Source organism: Vibrio sinensis (assembly GCF_003605645.1).
GTDB classification, from domain to species: domain Bacteria; phylum Pseudomonadota; class Gammaproteobacteria; order Enterobacterales; family Vibrionaceae; genus Vibrio; species Vibrio sinensis.
Genome location: NZ_QVMU01000009.1, coordinates 1 through 22,194, shown reverse-complemented (window position 1 = coordinate 22,194; position 22,194 = coordinate 1). Strand labels below are relative to the sequence as shown.

Annotated in this window: 15 protein-coding genes; 11 read left to right on the top strand and 4 right to left on the bottom strand. The window is 37.6% G+C overall.

What is annotated here, in order from left to right:
- Positions 1-191: 191 nt before the first annotated feature.
- The 4 genes from DZ860_RS11335 to DZ860_RS11320 all read left to right on the top strand — a co-directional run bounded on the left by DZ860_RS11335 (position 192) and on the right by DZ860_RS11320 (position 4,524).
- Positions 192-1,085 carry a tyrosine-type recombinase/integrase gene (locus DZ860_RS11335; RefSeq protein WP_120031328.1) on the top strand — a complete coding sequence of 298 codons (894 nt, stop codon included), beginning with the start codon at positions 192-194 and terminating at the stop codon, positions 1,083-1,085.
- A 3-nt stretch (positions 1,086-1,088) separates the two neighbouring features.
- Positions 1,089-1,958 carry a hypothetical protein gene (locus tag DZ860_RS11330; protein WP_120031327.1) on the top strand — a complete coding sequence of 290 codons (870 nt, stop codon included), beginning with the start codon at positions 1,089-1,091 and terminating at the stop codon, positions 1,956-1,958.
- Positions 1,959-2,146: 188 nt separating this feature from the next.
- Positions 2,147-2,734: a plasmid mobilization protein gene (locus DZ860_RS11325; RefSeq protein WP_120031325.1), complete on the top strand. Its 588-nt coding sequence runs from the start codon at positions 2,147-2,149 to the stop codon at positions 2,732-2,734.
- Complete coding sequence (locus DZ860_RS11320; RefSeq protein ID WP_120031323.1) at positions 2,725-4,524, top strand: relaxase family protein; 1,800 nt, start codon at positions 2,725-2,727, stop codon at positions 4,522-4,524. The genes DZ860_RS11325 and DZ860_RS11320 overlap by 10 nt, the downstream gene beginning before the upstream one ends.
- Before the next feature lie 258 nt (positions 4,525-4,782).
- Here the strand turns inward: DZ860_RS11320 and DZ860_RS11315 are convergent, their stop codons facing one another.
- From DZ860_RS11315 to DZ860_RS11305, 3 genes are all read right to left on the bottom strand, one after another.
- Positions 4,783-5,916: a hypothetical protein gene (locus tag DZ860_RS11315; protein WP_120031321.1), complete on the bottom strand. Its 1,134-nt coding sequence runs from the start codon at positions 5,914-5,916 to the stop codon at positions 4,783-4,785.
- Between the two features lie 3 nt (positions 5,917-5,919).
- On the bottom strand, positions 5,920-7,506 hold the full coding sequence (locus DZ860_RS11310; protein ID WP_120031319.1) for an AAA family ATPase: 1,587 nt from the start codon (positions 7,504-7,506) through the stop codon (positions 5,920-5,922).
- 729 nt (positions 7,507-8,235) lie between these two features.
- Positions 8,236-11,082 carry an Ig-like domain-containing protein gene (locus DZ860_RS11305; protein WP_120031317.1) on the bottom strand — a complete coding sequence of 949 codons (2,847 nt, stop codon included), beginning with the start codon at positions 11,080-11,082 and terminating at the stop codon, positions 8,236-8,238.
- A gap of 644 nt (positions 11,083-11,726) precedes the next feature.
- On the opposite strand from DZ860_RS11305, the gene DZ860_RS11300 reads away from it, so the two are divergent.
- The 4 genes from DZ860_RS11300 to DZ860_RS11285 all read left to right on the top strand — a co-directional run bounded on the left by DZ860_RS11300 (position 11,727) and on the right by DZ860_RS11285 (position 17,227).
- Entirely contained in the window at positions 11,727-11,942 is a 216-nt protein-coding gene (locus DZ860_RS11300) for a hypothetical protein (RefSeq protein ID WP_120031315.1), read from the top strand.
- Between the two features lie 903 nt (positions 11,943-12,845).
- Complete coding sequence (locus tag DZ860_RS11295) at positions 12,846-14,498, top strand: response regulator (RefSeq protein WP_120031314.1); 1,653 nt, start codon at positions 12,846-12,848, stop codon at positions 14,496-14,498.
- Positions 14,491-16,086, top strand: coding sequence for a bifunctional diguanylate cyclase/phosphodiesterase (locus DZ860_RS11290; protein ID WP_120031312.1), 1,596 nt, complete (start codon positions 14,491-14,493; stop codon positions 16,084-16,086). The genes DZ860_RS11295 and DZ860_RS11290 overlap by 8 nt, the downstream gene beginning before the upstream one ends.
- 58 nt (positions 16,087-16,144) lie before the next feature.
- Entirely contained in the window at positions 16,145-17,227 is a 1,083-nt protein-coding gene (locus DZ860_RS11285; RefSeq protein ID WP_120031310.1) for a methyl-accepting chemotaxis protein, read from the top strand.
- A gap of 336 nt (positions 17,228-17,563) precedes the next feature.
- On the opposite strand, the gene DZ860_RS11280 is transcribed toward DZ860_RS11285, so the two are convergent.
- A complete protein-coding gene (locus tag DZ860_RS11280) occupies positions 17,564-18,310 on the bottom strand; it encodes a GntR family transcriptional regulator (RefSeq protein WP_120031308.1) in 747 nt (248 codons plus the stop codon).
- Between the two features lie 144 nt (positions 18,311-18,454).
- Between DZ860_RS11280 and DZ860_RS11275 the strand changes: the two genes are divergently transcribed.
- The 3 genes from DZ860_RS11275 to DZ860_RS11265 are packed head-to-tail and all read left to right on the top strand — an operon-like array spanning position 18,455 to position 21,892.
- Positions 18,455-19,534 carry an ADP-ribosylglycohydrolase family protein gene (locus tag DZ860_RS11275; protein WP_120031306.1) on the top strand — a complete coding sequence of 360 codons (1,080 nt, stop codon included), beginning with the start codon at positions 18,455-18,457 and terminating at the stop codon, positions 19,532-19,534.
- A 1-nt stretch (position 19,535) separates the two neighbouring features.
- Complete coding sequence (locus DZ860_RS11270) at positions 19,536-20,933, top strand: purine-cytosine permease family protein (RefSeq protein WP_207890623.1); 1,398 nt, start codon at positions 19,536-19,538, stop codon at positions 20,931-20,933.
- 14 nt (positions 20,934-20,947) lie between these two features.
- Entirely contained in the window at positions 20,948-21,892 is a 945-nt protein-coding gene (locus DZ860_RS11265) for a PfkB family carbohydrate kinase (RefSeq protein WP_243641848.1), read from the top strand.
- The last annotated feature ends 302 nt before the right edge of the window (positions 21,893-22,194 follow it).

Here is a 22,194-nt window from a genome sequence, read left to right as displayed (position 1 = left end):
CACATCATTAGTCACGTAGGACAAATCAGAGTATGCGATATGTCTACGGCGACTATTGATGAATTTAAACTGAAAATGCTTAACAAAGGCTCTAAAGGAAAAGTAATTAATAGCTGCTACACGATACTGCGAGAGATCTGCGAGAGATCTGCGAGAAAGCTAGAAAAGATAGTTTACTCAAATCTAATTTGATGGAAGGAATAAAGAACGTAAAAGTTGTGGAGTTAGAGCCCAATCCATTCAGCAAAAACGAAATTCAAAAACTACTTTCTACGCCGACATCTCGAAGCATGAGTAAGCTTGCAGTCGCTCTTGGCTCTGCGACCGCTCTACGAATTAGTGAGTTGATTTGCATTGACTGGGGCAATGTTGAGTATTTTGTAGATAATGAAATTGAGAAAGCAATCTTACATATCGATCTTGCGAAACCACTGAACCGCTATAAAGTCACTAAAACACCAGAATCAGATCGCTATATTGAACTGTCAGCACAAGCCACATTGATGCTGAGAAAATTGGAAAAATACACTAAGCATTTATCCGCAGTAGATATCGAAGTTGTGCAACGCGATAATATTACGATCAAAAAAGAAAAAAGAAAGTTCATTTTCTACAACGAGCAAACAGGGCAGCCTTGGTTAAACCCCAAGCAATTTGCTAAGCAGTTTTTCACGCCGTTTCTAAAGCAAGCAGGTGTTGACCACAGAGGTCCGAACCAGCTAAGGCATACTTGTGCAAGTTATCATTTCATTAGTGGCGCGAACCTCGCGTGGATCGCTTCTTTGCTTGGTCATCGAAGCGTTGCAATAGTGGAGAAACACTATGCAAAGCGTAATCGTGCAAGCTTAATTAAAGAGCAAGTCAAAGCGGATAAAACAATTGATAGTCTATTTAGATCGCAAGATCAAAATAGCATTGTAGTGCCACTGGAAGTTGTCTCACTAAAAGAGAAAGATAAAGAACCCGTGGTATCTGATCAACGACTGTATTTGATGAGCATCTTGCAACTAGCTAAGCATGCAAAAGATGAAAAACACCGCGAACAACTATTTTCGGTGATTGAAGATATGCTCAAGGAGGAATAAGAGATGACTACATCTAATCTGCCTTCCTCTCTGTCTTCTTTTCTTCCTGTCTCAGAAAGGCAGGAAGGAAGACATGACTTATCTCGTTTGATTACAGAGTTTCATTTGCAATTGCGGCAAGCGAATTTATCTACTGATAAAGGCAAAACAATACAAGAATATGCCGCTGCATTTTCGAACCCCGAGAATGCCCCTCAATCGGCGAAAGCCCTACAAAAAGCTGTAGGAGGAGATTTTTCGAGAGTTCGTATTGCGTTCAAAATTTTAACTGATGATCTTTACCCTCTGCATGTAGGTTCTGATAAAGACGCCTGGTTTATTGAACTAGAGAAACAAGTCGAAGTGACTTGTGCGAATGTGCTGAGCGAAGTTTGGAACAAGTTCTCCCATGAGGTTCAAGAAACGGTCGAGAGTCGTTCTCAACATGCTAAAGCGCAGATATTAGAACTTGAGAGAGAGAATCAGCAGCTAGCTGAGTTCATTGATGAACTGCAAAGCAGTAATGAAACAAAGACAGAATCACTTGATCAACTAGAAAAGAGACTTGATCGTGCAGAGCAACTTTGTATGGAGTATCAATTACAAGTTGAACAGCTTCAGCAGAAATTAAGTGATGCACTATATGAAGATAAAGAGCGCTCGCTAATGCAAGAACGGGTGTCTGCTCTTGACGATAAAGTTGCGGCACTTATTGAGGATAAGAAGCAACTTCAAACTAGCAATGAAAATCTCATGACTCTATTCAACAAATGTGTAGATCATCCTCCTTTACCTCTCATCGATAGTACATCAAGCACGAGTGAGTTTTTGGATGGCATCGATACGGATTTCACGAGTGTTAGTAATGAGTTCAATGGCGATAAAGACGAGTAGCAAGTGGCTTTTCATCAAAGCAACTAATTTGATAAGGCACTAAACAACTCAGTCATCAGTTCTTTGAATAGCAAGGTTACCCCAACCCCGTATGACATTTCATTCGGGTTGGTGGTATCTAAGCTGCCGCTTAGGAACGCTTGGGCTGCGCCCAAACCCCTATTATAAATATAAAAACAGGTGAAAATATGACACGGAAGTATAAGAAAAAGCTAATCGATGAGTACTATTTACAAGACGCTGAATTAGCTGGTTCATTTGAAAATGCTATTGATCAATTGCTTAAAAATGATATCAGAATTACGAAAAATCGATTAAAGAACGAAACAAAATTTAAATCAGCTCAGCTTGATGCATTTTATCGCTTTCATTGTAAAGAGAAGAAAGCTCGAATTGAAATGAACTGTACATTGCTTGATAAAAAAATCTGGAAATATAAAGCAGAAAAAGCGGGAAAAACGGTTTCGCAACTAGTCGCAGAATCATTACATCAGACGTATATTGTCGTACCTTTTACTGATAAAACGCGAAAGGAAATGCAACAAGTAATTAATGAGCGAGTTCGCTTCAACTCACTTCTTAACCAAGCAGTAAAATGGTGCAATACACACAAGTCGGGTGTAGAAGCTATTCAAATATTGCTAGAGCTCAATCAATTAAATAAAGCGTTTGAACAACACGATCTTAGGGTGATGAGTATTCTTGCTGAACCGCTTGTCGATCACAAATTTAGAGTCGCAAGAGTTGACCCCTTGGATGTGCAGTCATGGCGATAATAGTAATCTTCAAAACGACTGGAAAAGGGCAAGCTAAATCAACTGCCGCAACCGACTACTTGTACGGTGCATATTGCAGTCTCACTAATGAGCAGAAAGAGGCTTATGGTGAGGCATACAAGTTAAGGGACCATGCACGAGAAAGTAACGATACAGATACTCTATTTGAGCAAGACTATATTCTTAGACAGATCAAAGGTAAAAGACGAGATCCATTGCCTGAGGCAATTAATGGAAATCGCAAGGCGGTCGAGTATGCCATTGAGCAAACACCATTTGTTCACAAGTATGTGAGTGGTGTTATTGCTCATGCGTTTGAAGACACAGAGAAGTTACGTGACAATCCTCATATCGAAGAAGAATGGCGAGAGTTGTTTGAAGAGCTGTGTTTTGCTGGTATTCCTAAAGAAGAGCGTTTGATTGACTGGGTGCGGCACACTCATCAAGGTAATATCGAAAATCATTTTTTGATTCCACGTATTCACCTAAGAACAGGGCGCTCGTTTAATCCAGCTCCTCCTAATCACCAGAAAGCATTTAATCTTCTACGTGATTATTTAAACTTAAAGCATGACTTAGAAAGCCCTACAGATTCACTTCGCAGAAGACTGACTCGAGACGATTGTAAATACTCAAAACGGTATGAGCTAAAAAAGAAGCTGAATGCCTGGGTAGAAGACATGGTTACTGGAGGTAAATTTAATTGTAGGGATGACATTGTCAGAGCACTTGAAAACCGTGAGAACTCAGAATTAATCGAGCTAGTTAACGTAAAGACATCGGCTAATTTTATTAGCCTTCGGTTTAAGAATCGCGAAACGAATATTCGACTAAAAGGCTTCGTTTTTAGTGATGCTTTTGATTCACCTGAATCCTTAATTAAAGAAGATCAAATTCCCGACAAAAAACAGCGTTTAGCTGAATTGTGGGTTGGGTTACAAAAGATGATTTCCAAGCGAGCGAAAGCGAATACAGGACGTTATGGACTGCCGAAAGCTGAATCCAAAGGGTCAATTCATTGTTACCTACCACCAAACGAGAAATGGTTAAAGCGACCATCTTTCTATTCACAACCATTGCAATCAGAGTTTCAAACTATGCCTGATTTTAACCCTAATCTCAGAGGGATAGACATGCTCATGCAGTTAGAAAGACAGCAAGCAATAGCGGCAAGAATCGCCCAAAAGGCGCTAAAACATCAGTTAGAGCGACACGCAAAATTTGTCCTACAGTGGCTCAAAGAAATTATAGAGGATCGGAATGAATCATATAGAGAAGCAATTAGCATCGAATTTAGCGACATTAATAAAAGATCAGACATGTACCAACGAAAAATTGTTGAATTCAGCGAAAAAGCAGAACAAGTTTTATCAAGCTGCTATAAAGCAAATTCAGCAGCAGTATCAAGAGGAGCGGAAGATGATCTTAGACGAGATAGTCCACAATCACCAACTAATGAAGAGCGAGTACCAAAGCTCAGAGAAGAGCTTGAACGAACTATCGGAAGTTTCAGAACAGCAATCAGCGTCAACAATGCAGCAAATACAAGACTTGAAGAACCGATTGAACAAGCTGGAGAACTTACAGAACGATTGCAACACAGCTATCTCAAACTTACTGGAGCTATTACAAAGCTAGGAACTAATTACGAACTGCGTGAAAAATATAAATTGCGCTTATTACAGAATGAAAAACGCTCAAAGGTCAGCGTTGAATCAAAAATACAACGAGTAGGACGGCTTATAGAGGGTGGTAAGCCCAGTACTTCTAAAACCTTTAAGAATAGATAGTCAGAGGGGCAATATAACTGGTTTTGCTCGTTTAATAGCAATTCCCTTCTACATAAATAATGTCTATTTTCTTGTGATTCGATTATTACAGCGTAATTTCGATGATAAACCTAATAAAGGTAAGTTTTATAGATATTGATAATCTTTGTTTTTATATAATTGTAAGTGCCTCACTCGATTATAAAAGAATGAGGCATTAGTGACGGGTTTTTATCGGATACGCTACGATTATTTAGTGATTACTTGAATAAATAATTACTAAAATGATTTTATTGGCGGCAAGGAAAGTACACAGCCCCAATCTAAAACTTTTCTCCCAATGAAATCCCATTGAGATTTGATATGAGGTGTAAGTCTAAGATATATTGGGCGAAGATGTACCACTTTCATTTTTTCGATACTATCGACTAATATTTTTTCACCTAATCCACCTATTTCTATACATTTGTTACACTGTACGTTGTGTTTTGCGTTGATGCATTTATCCACGGGTTTACAAGGTTTTGTTTGGAACAAATGTTCTCGTGAAAAAAATGGCTTCCAAAATTGTTGCTTATAGCGAGAGTCTAATTCCCAACCTTTTAATAAACTAAAACCATTTTTATGGTCAAAGTAACGTCGAAATTGATAATCGCTAGATTGTTCGAAAGTTTCAATTTTATCCAAGATTTCAATCTTACATTGATCTACCACAGAGATTAATATTTCATGTGGAATAATACATTCTGCTTCGTGGAAATCGAGAATAATAGACTCTTGGTTGATAGCATAACCTCGTTGATTTTTATTCGGTTTAAAAGCTCTTGAAGTATCACCTTCTGATCCTTTAGGATGCTTTTTATCATTATCAACAATGCAAAGTCCAAACGAATTTTCTAAAAGCATTGTTTCGTATTTTTTATGAGTTCTTGAACCTCCGCCTTCAAGATTATTTAAGGATAAACTTACGGAGTTTCCTATCTCTATTTTAGCAATGGTTTTAGCAATAAGAGTGAAAAATTCACAGTCAGATTCATCTTCTGCTAGAAACGTACACCTATTTTTAAATGAATCAGATAATAAGTAATGATAAGATGAGGTGATTTCAAATCGACTGTCATTTACTATGCTGCTAATATATTTTTCTTCTAATGAGAAATCTACAGTCAGAATTACTTTGAAGATATTTTTTAAGCTTCCAATTTCATTTTTTAAATCTAAAAGATCGCTGGAGTACTTATTGTGAATCTTTCCGAATAAACCGCTATTGACTATGCTTAAGCATGTCTTTTTAGGGCAGTAAACGATATGCTTTCTTTCACCATGAGCGTCAAGAAAGCTTTGAATTGAAGCTTGTTTATTTACATCATCACTATATTTTTCAGGTGTGCAATTTTTAATTATAACAAACATATATTATCTGCCTGAAAAAAAACCAATAGGCCAGTTGACTAAGTCACCATCTTCATCAAACTTAGATTCAATAACATTTGTTATTTTATCTTCTTTATTGAATATATATATAGCAGCTAAAGAAGGACAGTTATTTTCTTCTATGAAGTCACCAATAGCATCAATCATAGTTTTACTGTGTGTCTCAAAAATAATATTAACTTTTCTTATTGTATTGTTATAATTTAATGCAACTGATGCAAAAACACGAGCAAGTATTGCTTGGTATTCTGGATGTAAGTGTAATTCTGGTTGTTCTAAAACAAATGTTAGCGATGTACGTCGTCTTCTTAGGCGGGGTGAGGAAGTCTCTAACCAAAGAGTAGTAACTATTGGAAGAATTTGGGAAAACCCGAAGCCCATATCACTAATGTTTTGTGTCTCATTATCAATAGTTACTTTAATTTCGTAGTGTAAACTATTGGTTTCGGGAACTGAAACATAGAAACCAAAGTTTTTTTGTGACCATTCTTGAAAACGTTTCATCTCAGCGAGATGCAAGTTTCTCAACAACATAGCTAAGTTAGAGCCTGTATGATCTATTTCTTCTACTCTAAGATCTTGGAAACGATAAAATCGCTCTGCAGTGGCGCGCAAAGGAGCTACATACTTGATTGATTTAGTAAATTGATTTAAGTAACTATTAATTGATTCGATAAGAAGTGGTAAATAGTTTATGCAGCATAGTCGGTGAATCTCGTTTATTTCTGAATCAGTTAATTCTCTATTTAATTGAAATGTGCTGCTTAGTATTTTTTTTATCTCCGCAGGATCAAGTAATGATAGGCTTGAAACAATGCTGTTTTCAAAATCATCATATTTTAACGTTGGTTTTTCGATCGTGTTAAATAATATATTAGCTATTTTTAAAGTGATATCTCTAGATATGGCGCTGTTCGAACGGTAAGTATCCTCTATTTCGGATAAGTATATTAGTAATTCATCATCTTCATCACCTTCATCATCTTCATTGAGTATTGAATTGGAAAATGTAGTTCTCTCAAAATCATGTAAGTTATCATTGTCAAAATCTTCAATTGAAATTTCAGGTATTATGGCGTTACTAGGAGAGTAAATATATATTTGAGAGAGTAATTTAACGTCGTCAATATATATATTTCTTGTTGAGTAATCTATTGATATATCTGTATTGTTAAATTTAATTTTGATGGATTTAGCTATAGTGCGTTTGTTCTTTTCTATAACCTCGATACTCAATTCAACAGGTCTAGTTTGACTTTCTCTCCTTATAAAAGAGTTTTTATTATAGATGGCCAAGTCGAATTTGTAATCAAAAAATATTGATTCTTCAGTTGTGTTTTTATTTATAGCTTCAGAAAAAGCCCCATAATCTACATAGTCACCATACCAAAGAAATGGTCCACTAGTATTTGCTTCAACTGATTGTCTTAATAGTGGAAAAGTACGGAGTAAACTACTTTTTCCACAGCTATTCTTCCCTACAAAAATGGTGATAGGCTTTATGTTAATAAACGGTTGTTCAGAAGTGTTATTGAAGCTTCTGAGATTTCGTACGCGTATAGATTTCATTGGATTACTCTATAGAAGTATTTTTAGTTATTCTAATGAGTTTACATGCATATAAAAAGGAATTTTGTCTGACAATGGATCATAAATCTATATTTGCTAAAAATCTGTAATGGTAGGTAAACCGTTAGGCTTTAACTAGACTTTGACATTTGCCACGTTTTGAGACGAGATACGCTTTCTTTGTTAGTAGGAAGAGGTTAATAGTCTTTATGATGAGTCATGAGAATTGCTTGGGAAATAATTGAATTTTTTGCGAATGCTGTGTAATATTTTTAACAAGTCAAATGACTTAAACGTTTGTAACTAGATTTGCAGTTTTTATTGAATAAATCTTTTCAAATAAAGGGTTTACGTTAAATATTTTTTTAGCGGTGGGGTTCAAATCCCTATCTCTCCGCCACTTATTCTTAGAAAAAAGCCTTTGATTATCAAAGGCTTTTTTCGTATCTGAAGCATAGAAAAGTCACCTAACACAGATAGGTGATACATATGTATTTGATAAAACTGGCTTCTGGCGTGTACTACACACGTATTGCCACCCCTGTTTTTTACAAAACTCACATGACTATCCAAAGGGAGTTCGCTTCTCTTTGCTGACCAAAACGCGCTGTGAATCGAACACTATAACGAAGTTTATGCTTAATTTCACATTAGCAATGTGTCCAATCTATTTAGATTAGAGTAGTAAAGATGAGGCACTGCGTTTAGACAGTGCCCCTTAGCGATGGTTTAGTTGTGAGAAATCATGTCGTTGAAGTATTCAACTTGCTCTTGCATAGAAAGGCTTTGAGTATTTGAGCCTAACGTCCAAATAAAGAAACCGCCGTATCCTTGAGCTTTCTGCCATTTTGCTCGTTTAATATTATTTTCACGAGTTTCAACAAAGCGACCATCTGGTCCCCATTGGCTATTGATTGTTGCACCAAGCACGATTTTTGATGGGTCACCAACGTGTTTGGCATAGTTTGCCATAGCGACATCGTACTTGAAGTTTTTACCCGCGTCGTATGCCATTACATTGAAGAAATCTACGCTTTCTTTCGTATTTTGAAGTAGTGATATAACTTCACCATGGTGGCTAGAACGATCTGGTTCGATGAATGAACAGTTTTCAATAACGCTTGGGTTTGCGCACTCAACAGGGTCGGCACCTACATGGTAAGTTGTTAAAGAGATAAGCTTACTCTTACCGACTTTGGTTCGAATCAAATCAATCAACGCTTCTAGGTTACGGTTCTCTTGTTCAGTAAGGCGTGCGGCTTTTTCGTAGTCGAAATCGATGCCATCAATACTTACGTAGCCAGCAAGTTGATATTTGCTGTAATCACACTCACCAGACCAGTTCGTCGCAAGACATTCTCCAACCATCTCTTCTGGTTTCAGGTTTTTCTTATACACTGGATAAGGCTTGCTCATCATTTCAACAAGACCATTGGCAATCGACTCGCGTGCAGCAGGTGATTCCATATAAGCCCACATACTTTCATGCGTTTGACCACCAAATGCAACCATCATGGTTTTATTTGGGTGGCTATGTTTTAGCTCAGTCCATGACTGGTAGCCTGGAGCCATCCAAGAGTCGTTGTAACTTGGTTCAATCATTCCATCCGTTACTTGGATGTTACCGTTAGAGTCCCACTTACCAAAAGACAAGAAGTATGCATCACCTTGAGATTTTTGAAGTTCTTCAATGTTTGTCAGTCCCCACGAGGTCAAATAAGTAATTGAACGGTCTGGATTATCACGTAAACCTGTTTCTGGTTTCGCTTCCTGTACTTCAATTGTCGACACTGGGCTTGCTAGCGTGTCACCTTCAGTATTGATGGCAATAGCCTCAATGGTGTGGGTACCTTCTTGTGCACCAACCCACTCATATTCGTATGGTGCTTTATTCAGTGTGACTAGCTCCGTTTCATTTACTTTGAACGTCACAGACTGAATAGAGCCAACGAAGCTTTCTGCGTCAGCAGCAAGTTTAATGCTACGTCCCTGCGTGAATTTTGAACCATCAACAGGAGAGGTCAATCCAACGACAAGATCTTGGTCGGTAATCGCTAATGTAATTGGTGCCGTTGCCGCTGATGCACCTTTGTCGTCATAAGCTGCTGTTACTAATTCATAAGCACCTTCTGCCTGACCTGGAACCGTCAGTTTGTATTGATTGCTTGATGTTGGTTGCGTAGCTGTTGCGACAACCTTACCGTTAAGCAAGGCTTCTACATTTACGATTTCGCCGTCTTCGTCAACCGCATTGATGATTACGTCAAAAGGTTTATTCGGAGATAGACGCTCACCGTTAGCAGGCGTTTCTAAACCAATGTCAGGTACCGCGTTTGGATCACATTGCCCTTCTGATTGCCACGCATCTTTCCAAGCATCAGGGTAGCTAGGATGTCCAGTTCCTGGAGCCCATACTGGGTTACCACACCAGCCAAATACCGTACACGAGAAGACTTCACCAACATTCGAAACGCGATCGCCAACTTGGTAGCTGATTCCATCTTGATATGGTGCGACATCGCCACAGCTGTTGCTCGATTCGGTAACGATAATTTGTACACTTGTCGTGTTTGTTAGGTTCTGCTCATCGGTAGCGATTGCGCTCAGTGTCACTGAACCGGCTTGTGATGGTTGCCAATCACAAGCAAATGGCTCAGATTGCTTAGCATCAAATTCACAAATTTGAGCGTTGTTAGCTTCGATAACAACAGAGGTTAGGTCATCGTCAATATCGAACGCATCAACAGAGATAGATACGGTTTCTGTTTTATTAAAAGTAGCGCCATTTTCTGGTGTAATGAAACGAATTTCTGGTGCTGAGAAATCGTGATCAGATTCCACTTCAACCGTGACAGATTGCTGTTTGAGTTGTTGGTTTTTCTCATCAAACACAAGTACGTTGATGGTTGCAAAACCGAGTTCACTTGGTGTCCAAGATTGCGAGTAATCTGTTTTATCTTGCTCGACACTTTGCTCGGCAATTTTACTGCCATCGACCCAAAATTCGATTTTAGAGGCGCTTTCACCAGCAATAGAAATCGTAATATCGGTTGCTTCATTAGATACCAATTTTTGTCCATCAATAGGAGAAAGAATTGATAAGTCTAACTCTGGCTCTGGTGTTGGCGGTTGTCCACCACCTGAGCCATTGAATTTAATTGAGTTTTCAAACGATTGGAAATCTGGAAGTTGGCTATTTAGTCCAAAGGATAAACTGAATGATCCATCACGAGGAAGTGTGTTTTTAACCCATACACCGTCATCAAATTTATAAGTGATCGTGTGATAAACACCTTCAGATGTGAATTCATGTTCAATCGTCCAGCTCGGATATGAGAGCGTTGAAGATACAAAATTAACATCGTTGATTGCATTAGGCAGTAGAAACTCTACCGTAGATTCTTTCATATCAATATCTTGATTTGAAGTATTTTGAATTTCAACGCTATACGTGCTCCACCACTGACTTTCATTTGCTGAAGTCTCAATATTTACATTTTCAGCAACAGCTGCAGCAACGGGGCTTAAACTAAACCCAGCAACAAGAAGCAATGTTGCTCCTAATGTTTTTTTCATGGAATATCCTTTGTTATTAATTTTGTTTAGGTTTTTAGTCATGCATTAAACAGCCGATAAGTTGCAGTTAATAAACATGCTATTGTGTGGTGTATTTAAATGTTGAATAAGCGACTGATTTTGGAGAATAAAAAACGAAGTTCAAGTCGGATTATTCCTACAAAAGGCTGTTGTGTGAGTTTTGTTCAAAAAACGTGTTCGGAACTAATTAGGTTTGGTGTACCGAAGCCGACGGTACATTGTGTATTCTTGAAATTCGACGGGATAGTTACATAAACATTTAAGGCTTCAAGATGATTTTTCTAATTAGGTAGAAGCTTGTAGGACAACAGTTCTAACAAAGTTGATTGAGGTATACGCTGATAACTGGCTGCGACTTTAGTTTCGACTGTAATACAAACCTTTATGCCCACTTGATCTTTATTATATAAGATTTCATCTAGCTTGAACGTTGTTTAGATTATCGTAGACTTTATTTTCTGTAAGCCTGCGTGCTGATGCTCTGATTTGAGCCTGCTCAAGAGCTGTTTCTAGCCCCTTAATTTTGATTGTGTTTTTCATAGCTATCAACCCTCAAGCGTCGTTTCTGCATGGAAAGGTTCGAACTGGCTAGCCATACGCTCGATTGTCGCTGGTGGCACACCATGTACATTTGGGAAACGTCCGTTCAGCTCAATAATTTCGAACGTAATGCCCCTCGTGCGTGCAAGTTCCTGATAGAACTTGGTTTCCCAAAGTTTGATAAATGTATTCCCGGCGACAGCGTCTCTACCGCGGTCAAGTTTCGTTTAATTTCTAACTGGTACCCGGCATTAGGCCATGGTCAAATCATTCAACCGAACAGCTTGGTTGAAAAATAGAGTGAATAATAATGTGAGTTCAGAAACATCTTTTTACTTTACTTGGTGCAATAGTGCTTACCTGAGGTTCTTACATAGCGTTTAAACATTAACCAATGTAAGAGTTGAAAGGATTGATGACTTGTAGTGCCAAGATAACGGAATTCGAGATGAAAGAACGCACAGTGGTAATTTCAGTATCGCCTGTGATGCATCGAATATGACGGTTTTTACACCTTATGTTGGTTTAAAAGTGGGTTATTCATTCCTTAATAATGACGGTACTACTTTCTCCAGAACGTTATCGATACTTTTTAATTGGTGATTGATATCACAAATTAGTCTTTCATGATCTTTATCGCTTAATCAAGAGAGAAATATTTAAGCTCCAATTTAGTGGTTTGGGATATTGATCAGAATGAGCTCATTCTAAATTCAAGTTTCTATCTACAAGTACATGATTTTTCATCTCAAGGTTTTCACTAGTTCAAACTTATGCATGTCGTATTTTTCTATCATGAAGCTGATATACATTGATTTTCAAATTGATGTTTTATTGATCTGGATGGATCGATAATTTATGCGTAATTAACGTGGTTAGCCTAACGTATTAACTGACATTTTAGTCAACTTATTGATTATAAAAGAATTTAATTCTGTCTCCATGATGTTTTGATCACTCCTGTCGATCGACACGATCGATAATACTGATCGATCGATTTGCTTTATCGTACGATAAAAAAAATTACTCAACATAATAGATTTCGCTAATGCACTAATGTGATAGTTTAGATGTGCTACGGAAAAAGCGCATTACATACTGATTAATTAGTCATTAAGCATGTCTATTATGTTGTTTTTTAGTAAAGATCGTGAAAAGGAAAGGCAGCCCAATCATTGGGGAGAGTAGTGGAGGCGTAGGTTTTGGTTCCTGATAAATTTAGATTTTCTGATCTAGTTGTCGTTATTGCAGATGATTCACCGATAGTCATCAGCTCGTTGAAATCTATGTTGATTAAACTAGGGATAGTAGATAGAAATTTATATATCGCTAAAACAGCGAAAGAGGTTGTTTATTATTCAGCTAAGATAAAATTTGACGTATATATTAGTGATTACAATTTTGGCAAAGGAATTAATGGAAAGCAGCTTTTTGAAGAGCTTGTACATATTAATGCTATTGAAAATGACACGGTATTTATAATGATCACGGCTGAAAATTCAGCATTTGCCATAAGGGCAATAATAGAGTTGAAGCCGGATGAATATCTTTTAAAACCATTTAATATAATAACATTAAAAAGTAGAATATCCTCAGCTATTAGACGAAAAAAAATATTACACAACTTATATGCATATGAAAAGCAAAAAAATTATGATGATGGAATTACGCTATGTAATGAACTCTTGCCTCTTTACCCTGAATATTATTTTTTAATTGAGAAGTTTCGAGCATCATTTCTTAGTTTAATAGAACTTCATCAAAATGCTAGAGATGTATATGAGAATATTTTAAATAAAAAACAGTTCAATTGGGCTAAAATCGGCCTTGCCAATGAGATGGGAAAATCTGGCAATCTGGAAGAAGCAACGGTTCTTATCGACGACATGCTAAAAATAACACCAGAAGATGTTAGCGTCAGGATGGGGGCGGCGAATATACGTTTATTGAATGATGATATTCCAAGAGCTATCGCTGAATTAGAAATCGCTAGTAAACTTGTTCCTGGAAATTCAGAGCGGGAACTTGTCATTGTTAATCTATGTTTGTCAAAAAGTGAATTTGCCACTGCACTAGATAGATACGATCTATATATAAAAATAAACAGAGATACATACAGAGATGGTGTTTATTCTAAGTTAAATCATATTAGAGTTCTCCTTTATGCTTGTAAAAATAATGAGAATAAGGGTGTCCTTATTAATGAAGCTAAAGCAATACTAGCTCAGGTTAGAACTCATTATGATAAGGATATACATGATGAAATTGAACTTCTCTTAGCTCATATAGCTCTTGAAACAAGTAACTATAAATTAGCAATGAGTATTATTAATAAGGTCTATAATGAAAATAGTTTGAGCCATTTTTATGGTGTGTATCACTTAGCATGGCTTCTTAACGAATTATGTTATGAATCTGAATTCTGCCATGTTATTAAACGACTAAACCTATTATTAGACCGGAACCAATCTAGCGCTATCATTCTTAGCAGTAAAATTGTTATGGAATCAGAATTAGTCAAGTTGAATGAAAAAAAATTATCTTTTTTGAGAAATGAACATAGACATATTAAAACTAGCATTTCTGATGCAAAAGAGTTATTGAAAATATATCTCAAAATCAAAGAAAAATGCCCTTATATTAAAAGTGTTAATGTAAACATTATTAAGTTGCTTTCAAGGTGTTGGCCTGAAAGGAAATCTGCCCCAGATGTCATTAGGTTAATTGAGTTTAGTGACCGATTTATTAGACATACATTGGATACAGATGAGTTAGAGATTATCGAATATGAAAAAATCTATGAACAAGCATTTTCCAAATGTAAGGAGCATATAAATAGTGAGCAATATGGTTAGAATGGCATTTAATATTACCTTATTATTTTTAGCTGTAATTAGCGTTGTATTATTTTATTGTTTTGGTTTTGATTTCTTTCATTCTCAAAGTGATAATACTTTCTTAACAGTGATAGTGTTATTTTTGATGGCACTTTATGTTTTCCTATTTTTATTATGCCATTGTTTATGTTCAGCTATTATCCGTCTTGAATCAAAAATTGTATCTATAGATCTATCCCAGGATGGGAATATTAAGTTAGAGAAAAGGTTTATCCCTATATCTAGGCTAATAATATCAATAAATAATTTAATTTATAGAGTTAAAGAAAAGATAGAATTTGATAATCGTAAAGATTACATTGATAGTATAACACTTTTGCCAAACAAAAAATGGGTAAATAATAATATTGGTCAAATAAATTTAACTTCGTGTATATTATTTGAAGTAGAATCTATTAATGGTGTTGCAGAACGTTTAAAATATGAAGAATATGAGTTGTTTATAAAAAGTCTAACTTCAGTTTTAAAAAATGTCGTTGGGGATGATGCTATATTAATATGTATATCATCTGGAAAGTATGCTATTGGGATAAGTGCTGACTTACGTATAGAACACTTTGTTAGTAAAATAAGAACCATAAGTAATATACCATTCGATTCATTTTCAAATACAATTTATGTGGATTTTTGGTTTGGGTCATCATCGAGATTAGAAGATCGTATTGATGTGAATACTTTGCTTGATGATGCTAAGTTAGCATTGTATGAAGCAAAACGGAATATGGTGAGGCATATCCATTTTGATAGTTCTATTCGTCAAAATAGCGAATTGGAAATTAAAGAATATAATCGGCTAAAAAATGCCGTGATAGATGATCAGTTTGTTCCATACTTTCAACCAATAGTCGATTTGGATAGTGGGGTGATCGTTGGGGTTGAGGCTTTGGCTAGGTGGGTCGATCCCGATAATGGAGTTATTGGACCTTTAGATTTTATACCACTGGCAGAAGATGTGGGACTCATTGACGAAATTGGCTTATCTATATTAAAAAAGTCACTAATGTGGTTTAAATTAAATTGCGATAGCATTGTTAATGCAGATAGTTTTAGTGTTCACATTAACATATCAATAAAACAACTAATGCATGTTGAATTTGTGAACGATGTGAAATCAATTATTGATGCCCTAGATTACAAATTTAAAAATATTCATTTTGAGTTTACTGAATCCATTTATATGGAAACAAAACAAGTGATGGATAATTTAAATAACTTGAGAGAATTTGGCATCAAATTCTCAGTTGATGATTTTGGCACCGGTTACTCTTCTTTTTCTTATTTACGCGATATAGAATTTGCGAGCTTGAAAATAGATAGGACATTCGTTTGCTCAAATAATATAGAACTGCTTAAGGGGATGATAACAATGGGAATATCTTTGGGGTGTGACGTTATTGCTGAGGGTGTCGAAACTAGAGAACAATGTGGTCTTTTAAAGAGTATGAATTGTAAGATGGCTCAAGGATATTTGTTTAGCCCACCATTACCTGGTAAGGAATTTTCAGAATTATTAAGAAGTATAAGAAAAGTTGATATTGTCAGTTAAATATTGATTTAAAAGGCTTGGTTGATCTGTTAGTGGATGTATTTAAGGTTGTAGAGTGATGTTTTCATATTTAAGTAAAAACGAATCAAAATCTAGAATTTCTGAACTTATTGAACTGGTGAACGAGAAAGATGAGTTAATCCTAAGTTTAAAAGGCGAAATTGAACAAGGTAATGTTGTGCTAGACAAATCAAACGATCTGAATTGTCTTCAAACCTCTATTGTGGGTAATTTGCTCCGAACAATGGGCGCTTTGAATGGCATTAGAGATAATATCGCACATGCTGCAAATGGCTTGAAAGATTGTTTAGAGAGTCACGTTAATGAGCATCGTTCTGGGTTAGAAGTTTTAGATAATTTTCGTATTTCAATCCAGTCTTTAATGGAACATTTAGTTGATAATAATATTTCTATTGATAATTTGAATATGAGTTCTCAATTAATAGATAAACTTGTTGTCAATATTACAAAAATTTCTGAACAAACTAACTTATTGGCATTAAACGCAACTATCGAAGCGGCACGCGCTGGAGAACATGGTAAAGGGTTTACTATTGTTGCTGGTGAAATCAGGACTCTTGCTGGGAATGCTTCTAATTCTGCTAAGCAAATTAAATCAGTGGTTGATACGATAAAGACTAATTCGGAAATGACCTCAAACAGTTTTAACGTTATGGATAACGAGTGTCAGAAACTACATGCAAATATCGTAGAACTCATGGATATAGTTCGTTCGTTGATCATTAAAGCAGAAGATTTGTTTTCGTTGGTAAAGATCAGTTATAGCTCGATTTTCTTGCGTTTAGTGCAGTTAGATCATGTTGTATGGAAAATGAGCATCTACCAGGCTGTCGATAACGGCTGTTTTGATAGCGTTAACTTAACGAATCATAAGCAATGCCGGTTAGGTTGTTGGTATTATGAAGGTCGAGGAAAACTCGTTTTTCATGAATGTAAGTCGTATAAGCAATTAGAAAAGCCACATGAAGAAGTCCACCTTTTTGGCAAAAAAGCTTTGGCGTACTTTGCCAACAATGAACCTCAAAAAGGCATTGAATGCATAAATAAAATGGAAGCTGCGGCAGATTTGGTTATGTACTATTTAGATAATCTTGAATTGGAAATTAAATCGATGGGTTAAGTAACCCCATTTTTTGTTTTTGCACTGGAAAACGAGGCTGGAAAAAACTGACCTCGTTTATGGCCAAACGTGAGTATAAATAGAGAGGTATATCTTAAGTATAGGTTTAGTTCCAAGGCGTCGAAAATTTGCTAAACGGTATTTAAAGTGTCTGTCCTTTCACTGATTATTGTCTTTAACAGGTCATAAAGACTTCTTAAGTTTCAAAGCATAGTTTTAGAGGGAAGCATAGTTTAAAGGGACACACGCCATATATTCAGAATGTGTGCCACCAATTAACTAAAATGATTTCTGGTTACAGGCAGTGTGGTTGGAATCACTTAACAGCCACTTATCTTAATCCACTAATTGAACTTTGAAGCGAAAGTTATAACTGCTACTGCGGCAAATAGCCGATCCATATTCTAGAACATGACCTTGTTGATCTAGGCTTTTGAGGATTATTTTTAAGGCCGGTTCACTGACTTTAGTTTCTAGCATGTCTGCTTCTTCTTGAGTCAGTTGATGGGCGTTAATTTCATACTCTTGAGTACAAGGTTTGATGCCTTGTTCATTCCAAAACTGGTATAGCGACCATTCCAATAATTCTGGCCTTGGCAAATAAACTTGAGGGATATACATCGTCTCGATAGAGACGGGGATATTGTCGGCCAAACGTACTCGCTTCACTTTCGCCACCTTACTCGCTTCAGTGATATTGAGTTCTTGTCGAATAGTTTGCTTACCATCAATCAGTTCTCGTGCGATCCAGCGGTTAGACAATTGGCCTTGGTTGTGTAATTGCGAAGAAAATCCGCCACCAGACAAGTTGTAGTCCAGTGGGAAGTTCACCGTTGTCCCTTTGCCTTGTTTTTTTATGATCAAACCTGACAGTCTTAGTTCTTCAAGAACTTTGACGATGGTCACTCTTGATACACTCAATTCTTCTGCCAATTTTCTTTCTGAGGGTAAGACAGCACCATTTGCAATAATTCGCTTTTTGATGATGAACTCAAGGCTTTCTTTTAATTGAATATATTTTGGTGCTAGCGAGTTTTCGCTGAGATTATTTTTAATCGCAGTGACTATGTTTTGGCTCGTCATTTTTCAAAAAATCAAATTATCAGGACTGACGCACAGAATAACAAATAATGTGGGAACTGTCACACTGGACTATCAAAGGACTTTTATTGGACTCTAACTGGACTTATTCTTGGCTCAGAAAATAGATTCCGATGGTGATACAAAATGACACTGACCTCTACAACGAATAACAATACAACACTTAAGCGAATTCAGGGCTGTTTGCTCGGACAGGCTTATGGTGACGCACTTGGTATGCCATCTGAATTGTGGCCAAAAAGCCGAGTAGAGAGCTATTTTGGCTGGATTGATGAATTTCTTGCGGGCCCAGAAGAGAATATCGCGGCCAATGAATTTGAAAAAGGTCAGTACACTGATGATACCAGTCAAGCTATTGCATTGATTGAAGCTATTATTGAAGCCGATGGCGAAATCGACCCGAATATTGTAGCAAAGCACATCATTAAATGGGCTAACGATGTGGACGCGTTCAACAAGAACATTTTGGGTCCAACTTCGAAGAAAACTCTCAATGATATTGCGCAAGGTATTGATGTTGAGCTGATTGAATCAAATGGGGTGACCAATGGCTCTGCTATGCGTGTGTCCCCGATAGGGTGTTTATTACGTTGTGATGATTTAGAGCAGTTTATTGCTGACGTACGTTTATCGTGCATTGCTACGCATAAATCAGATATTGCTATCGCCGGAGCAACGGCTGTTGCTTGGTGTATCAGTCGCGCTATTGATGGTGCTGCTTGGCATGAAATCAAAGACGAGCTGTGTGAAATTGCCAATGTAGCGCAACAAAAATACCAGTCCACTTTCAGTCCACTATTAGGCTATCGAATCATTTATGCGATGGATTTGATTGCTGCGATTAAAAAACAACACGCAATTGCCACTGATGCTGAGATTGCATCACATGCTTATAAGCAAGAAGTCGTGAAAGTGGTTTACGAACAGGTGGGCGCAGGAATGGACATTATTGAATCCATTCCCGCCGCGATTGCCCTTGTCGATGCCGCCAATACAGATCCAATGGTGTGTGCGGAGTTAGCTGCCAATTTGGGGGGAGACACTGACACTATTGGTGCAATGGCGACAGCGATTTGTGGCGCAATACATGGCATTGATGTGTTCCCTGCAGAAAGCATCGAATTGATTGAACAAGCAAACAATACCTCTTTCAGCCATTACGCTGAAAAACTGAATGAATACAGACCTAATGGAAAAGGTGAGTAGAATGAGTTTTGATAACGCAAGTGCGTCAAGTAAAAACGTGGGCGCTCAAAAAGAGTCGTCTTCCGTCAATGTTCTTGGTATTGATATTGTTCCTGAAGATCAAAAAACCAAATCACCAACAGAGCTATTTTTTGTTTGGTGCGCGGCAAATATCGGTATTTTGGGGGTGGTCTATGGCGCAATTATAGTGTCATTTGGCTTATCATTTTTCCAATCTGTATTAGCGGCTATTGTCGGTGTTGCATCATTTTCTTTAGTTGGTATCACCAGTATTGCGGGTAAAATTGGTAGCACAACCACACTGACTCTCTCTCGAGCGGGTTTTGGTAAGAAAGGTAATATTGCTCCAACGTCATTTTGTTGGATGAACTTAATGGGTTGGGAAGCCGTTAATATTATCACCGGCACGCTGACATTGTCTGCTCTGTTTGTGGCGATGGGCGTTGAAGAGTCGGTCTATCTTACTGCATTGTCGTTACTTTTGTTTGGTGGCCTGACCGTGTTTGTCAGTATGTTGGGACAAAATACCGTACTCAAGATGCAAGAGTGGATTACCCGTTCTTTTGGTGTGATGACACTAATTGTTGTGGGTTACTTACTGAGCACAGCAGATTGGGTGGCGATTATGGCACTACCGCAAGGTGATTGGTTAACTGGGTTTTTACCTGCTGTTTCTATTATTGCTGCGGGCACTGGTATTAGTTGGGCTATTGCAGGTGCGGACTACAGTCGAGATCAGTCTCGACAATCAAGCAATAGTGGCATTTTTGCAGCGGTAGTTGGTGGTGCGGCACTACCTTTGTTACTGCTAATTATTGCGGGTATCTTACTGACAGCACAGATCCCTGATCTTGCTTCTCATGAAAACCCAATTGCTGCAATTGGTACTTTATTGCCGTCATGGATGGCTGTCCCTTACTTGTTAGCGGCTGTTGCGGGCATTGTTACCATCGCTGTGATCAGTCTTTATTCAGCGAGCTTAAACCTATTGACGATTGGCGTGAAATTAAAGCAACGCACTGCTATTGCGATTGATGCGGTTCTAGTATTAGGCGTTGCTATCTATGTACTATTTGTTTCAGGTGATTTCTTAGGTCCATTTATCTCATTCTTGGTTTTCTGTGGAGTATTCCTTGCTGCATGGGCTGCGATCTTTATTAACGATTATTATGTGCATCGTGCGCATTGCGGTTATCGTTTTGAAGAGCTTTATGGTGAAACTGGCGTGAATAAAGTGACGTTGGGTTGTTGGTTAGCCGGTGCTATCTCTGGCTTACTGGTTACTAATACTGGCTTTATTGATGGTCCTTTCGCGGTTGGTATTTTCGCTAGTTCAAGCCTAGGTCTGTTTGTATCATTCTTTGTTAGCTTGATTGCACACCGTATTCTGTCTAAGTAAACCGAGGGCACATTGTGAATCTAAATAATCTCAATCAGACCTTACCGGTCGTAGTTATGGGTGCGGCTTTTGGCGATATCATTTTAACAATGAAGCAACTGCCAATCAGTGGTGGAGACGAAGTCGCTCGCGAGCAGTCTAAACAAATCGGTGGTTGCGCATTTAATGTGGCACGAAGCCTTGCTCGCTTAGGGATTGAGATCGTGAATGGTATCCCTGTGGGTAATGGTTCTTGGGGAGACATGACGAAAAAGGCCATGTTGCAAGAGGGTCTTGTCCCTCTTCTTCATAATGATCATGTAGACAATGGTTGGTGCTTAGCCATTGTTGAACCTGACAAGGAACGTACATTCATCACGGTTGAGGGTTGTGAACAGTATTGGTGTGAGCAGCAGCTAAACCAACTGGGCGTGAGCAATAACTCATTGGTATATGTGTCAGGTTATGAATTGGTTGATAAAGAGAGTGAGCCATTAAAAAAGTGGTTGCTTGATTTAGACGAATCAATACGTATTTTCGTGGATTTCGGGCCAAGATTCGCTGATATCGATAAGGCTTTCATTACCCAGTTATTGGCGAGAAAACCGATTCTCACCATCAACAGAGATGAGTTTAAGATGCTTGTCGATAATGATGATGCATCGGTTTCTGACGCACAACAATTTGCTGATGAGCAGGGCGTTAGCTTGATTTATCGCTTAGATAAGCAAGGAGCATGGGTGATTGAACCGCAATGTGAGGCAGTAAGTATACCCGCTTGCAAAGTGGAGGTTGTCGATACCATTGCTGCCGGCGATAGCCACTGTGGTGGGGTATTAGCTGGGCTTTCATCTGGATGGTCTTTGGCTGAGTCGGCACAATTGGGCAATTTGGTTGCTGCGATGGTTGTTTCTACCGAGGGCGCAAATGGAGCGCCGACAAAAGCGGAACTAGAGGCGTTTATATCTCGTCAACCATAGCGGTCTTGCTTAATTAAATAAAATATTAATGCCCCAAGTTTATACTGGGGCATTTTTGTTTTAATTTTTTACAAGGACACACACCAATCTTCAAGTAATATTTTAAAGAATATTTAAAAGAGGATATTTAAAAATTTTTTTAAAAGGACAGGCACTGAGGTATCCCCTCAAATATGAGAAAAATAGTAAAATAATTCATAAAGATAAGAACATTCATGATGTTTAGTGATCTCACTTTTATCACCACAATAAAATGAGTAAACACTATGAATGCAGACCAAATAATAACTCACTTCACTGCC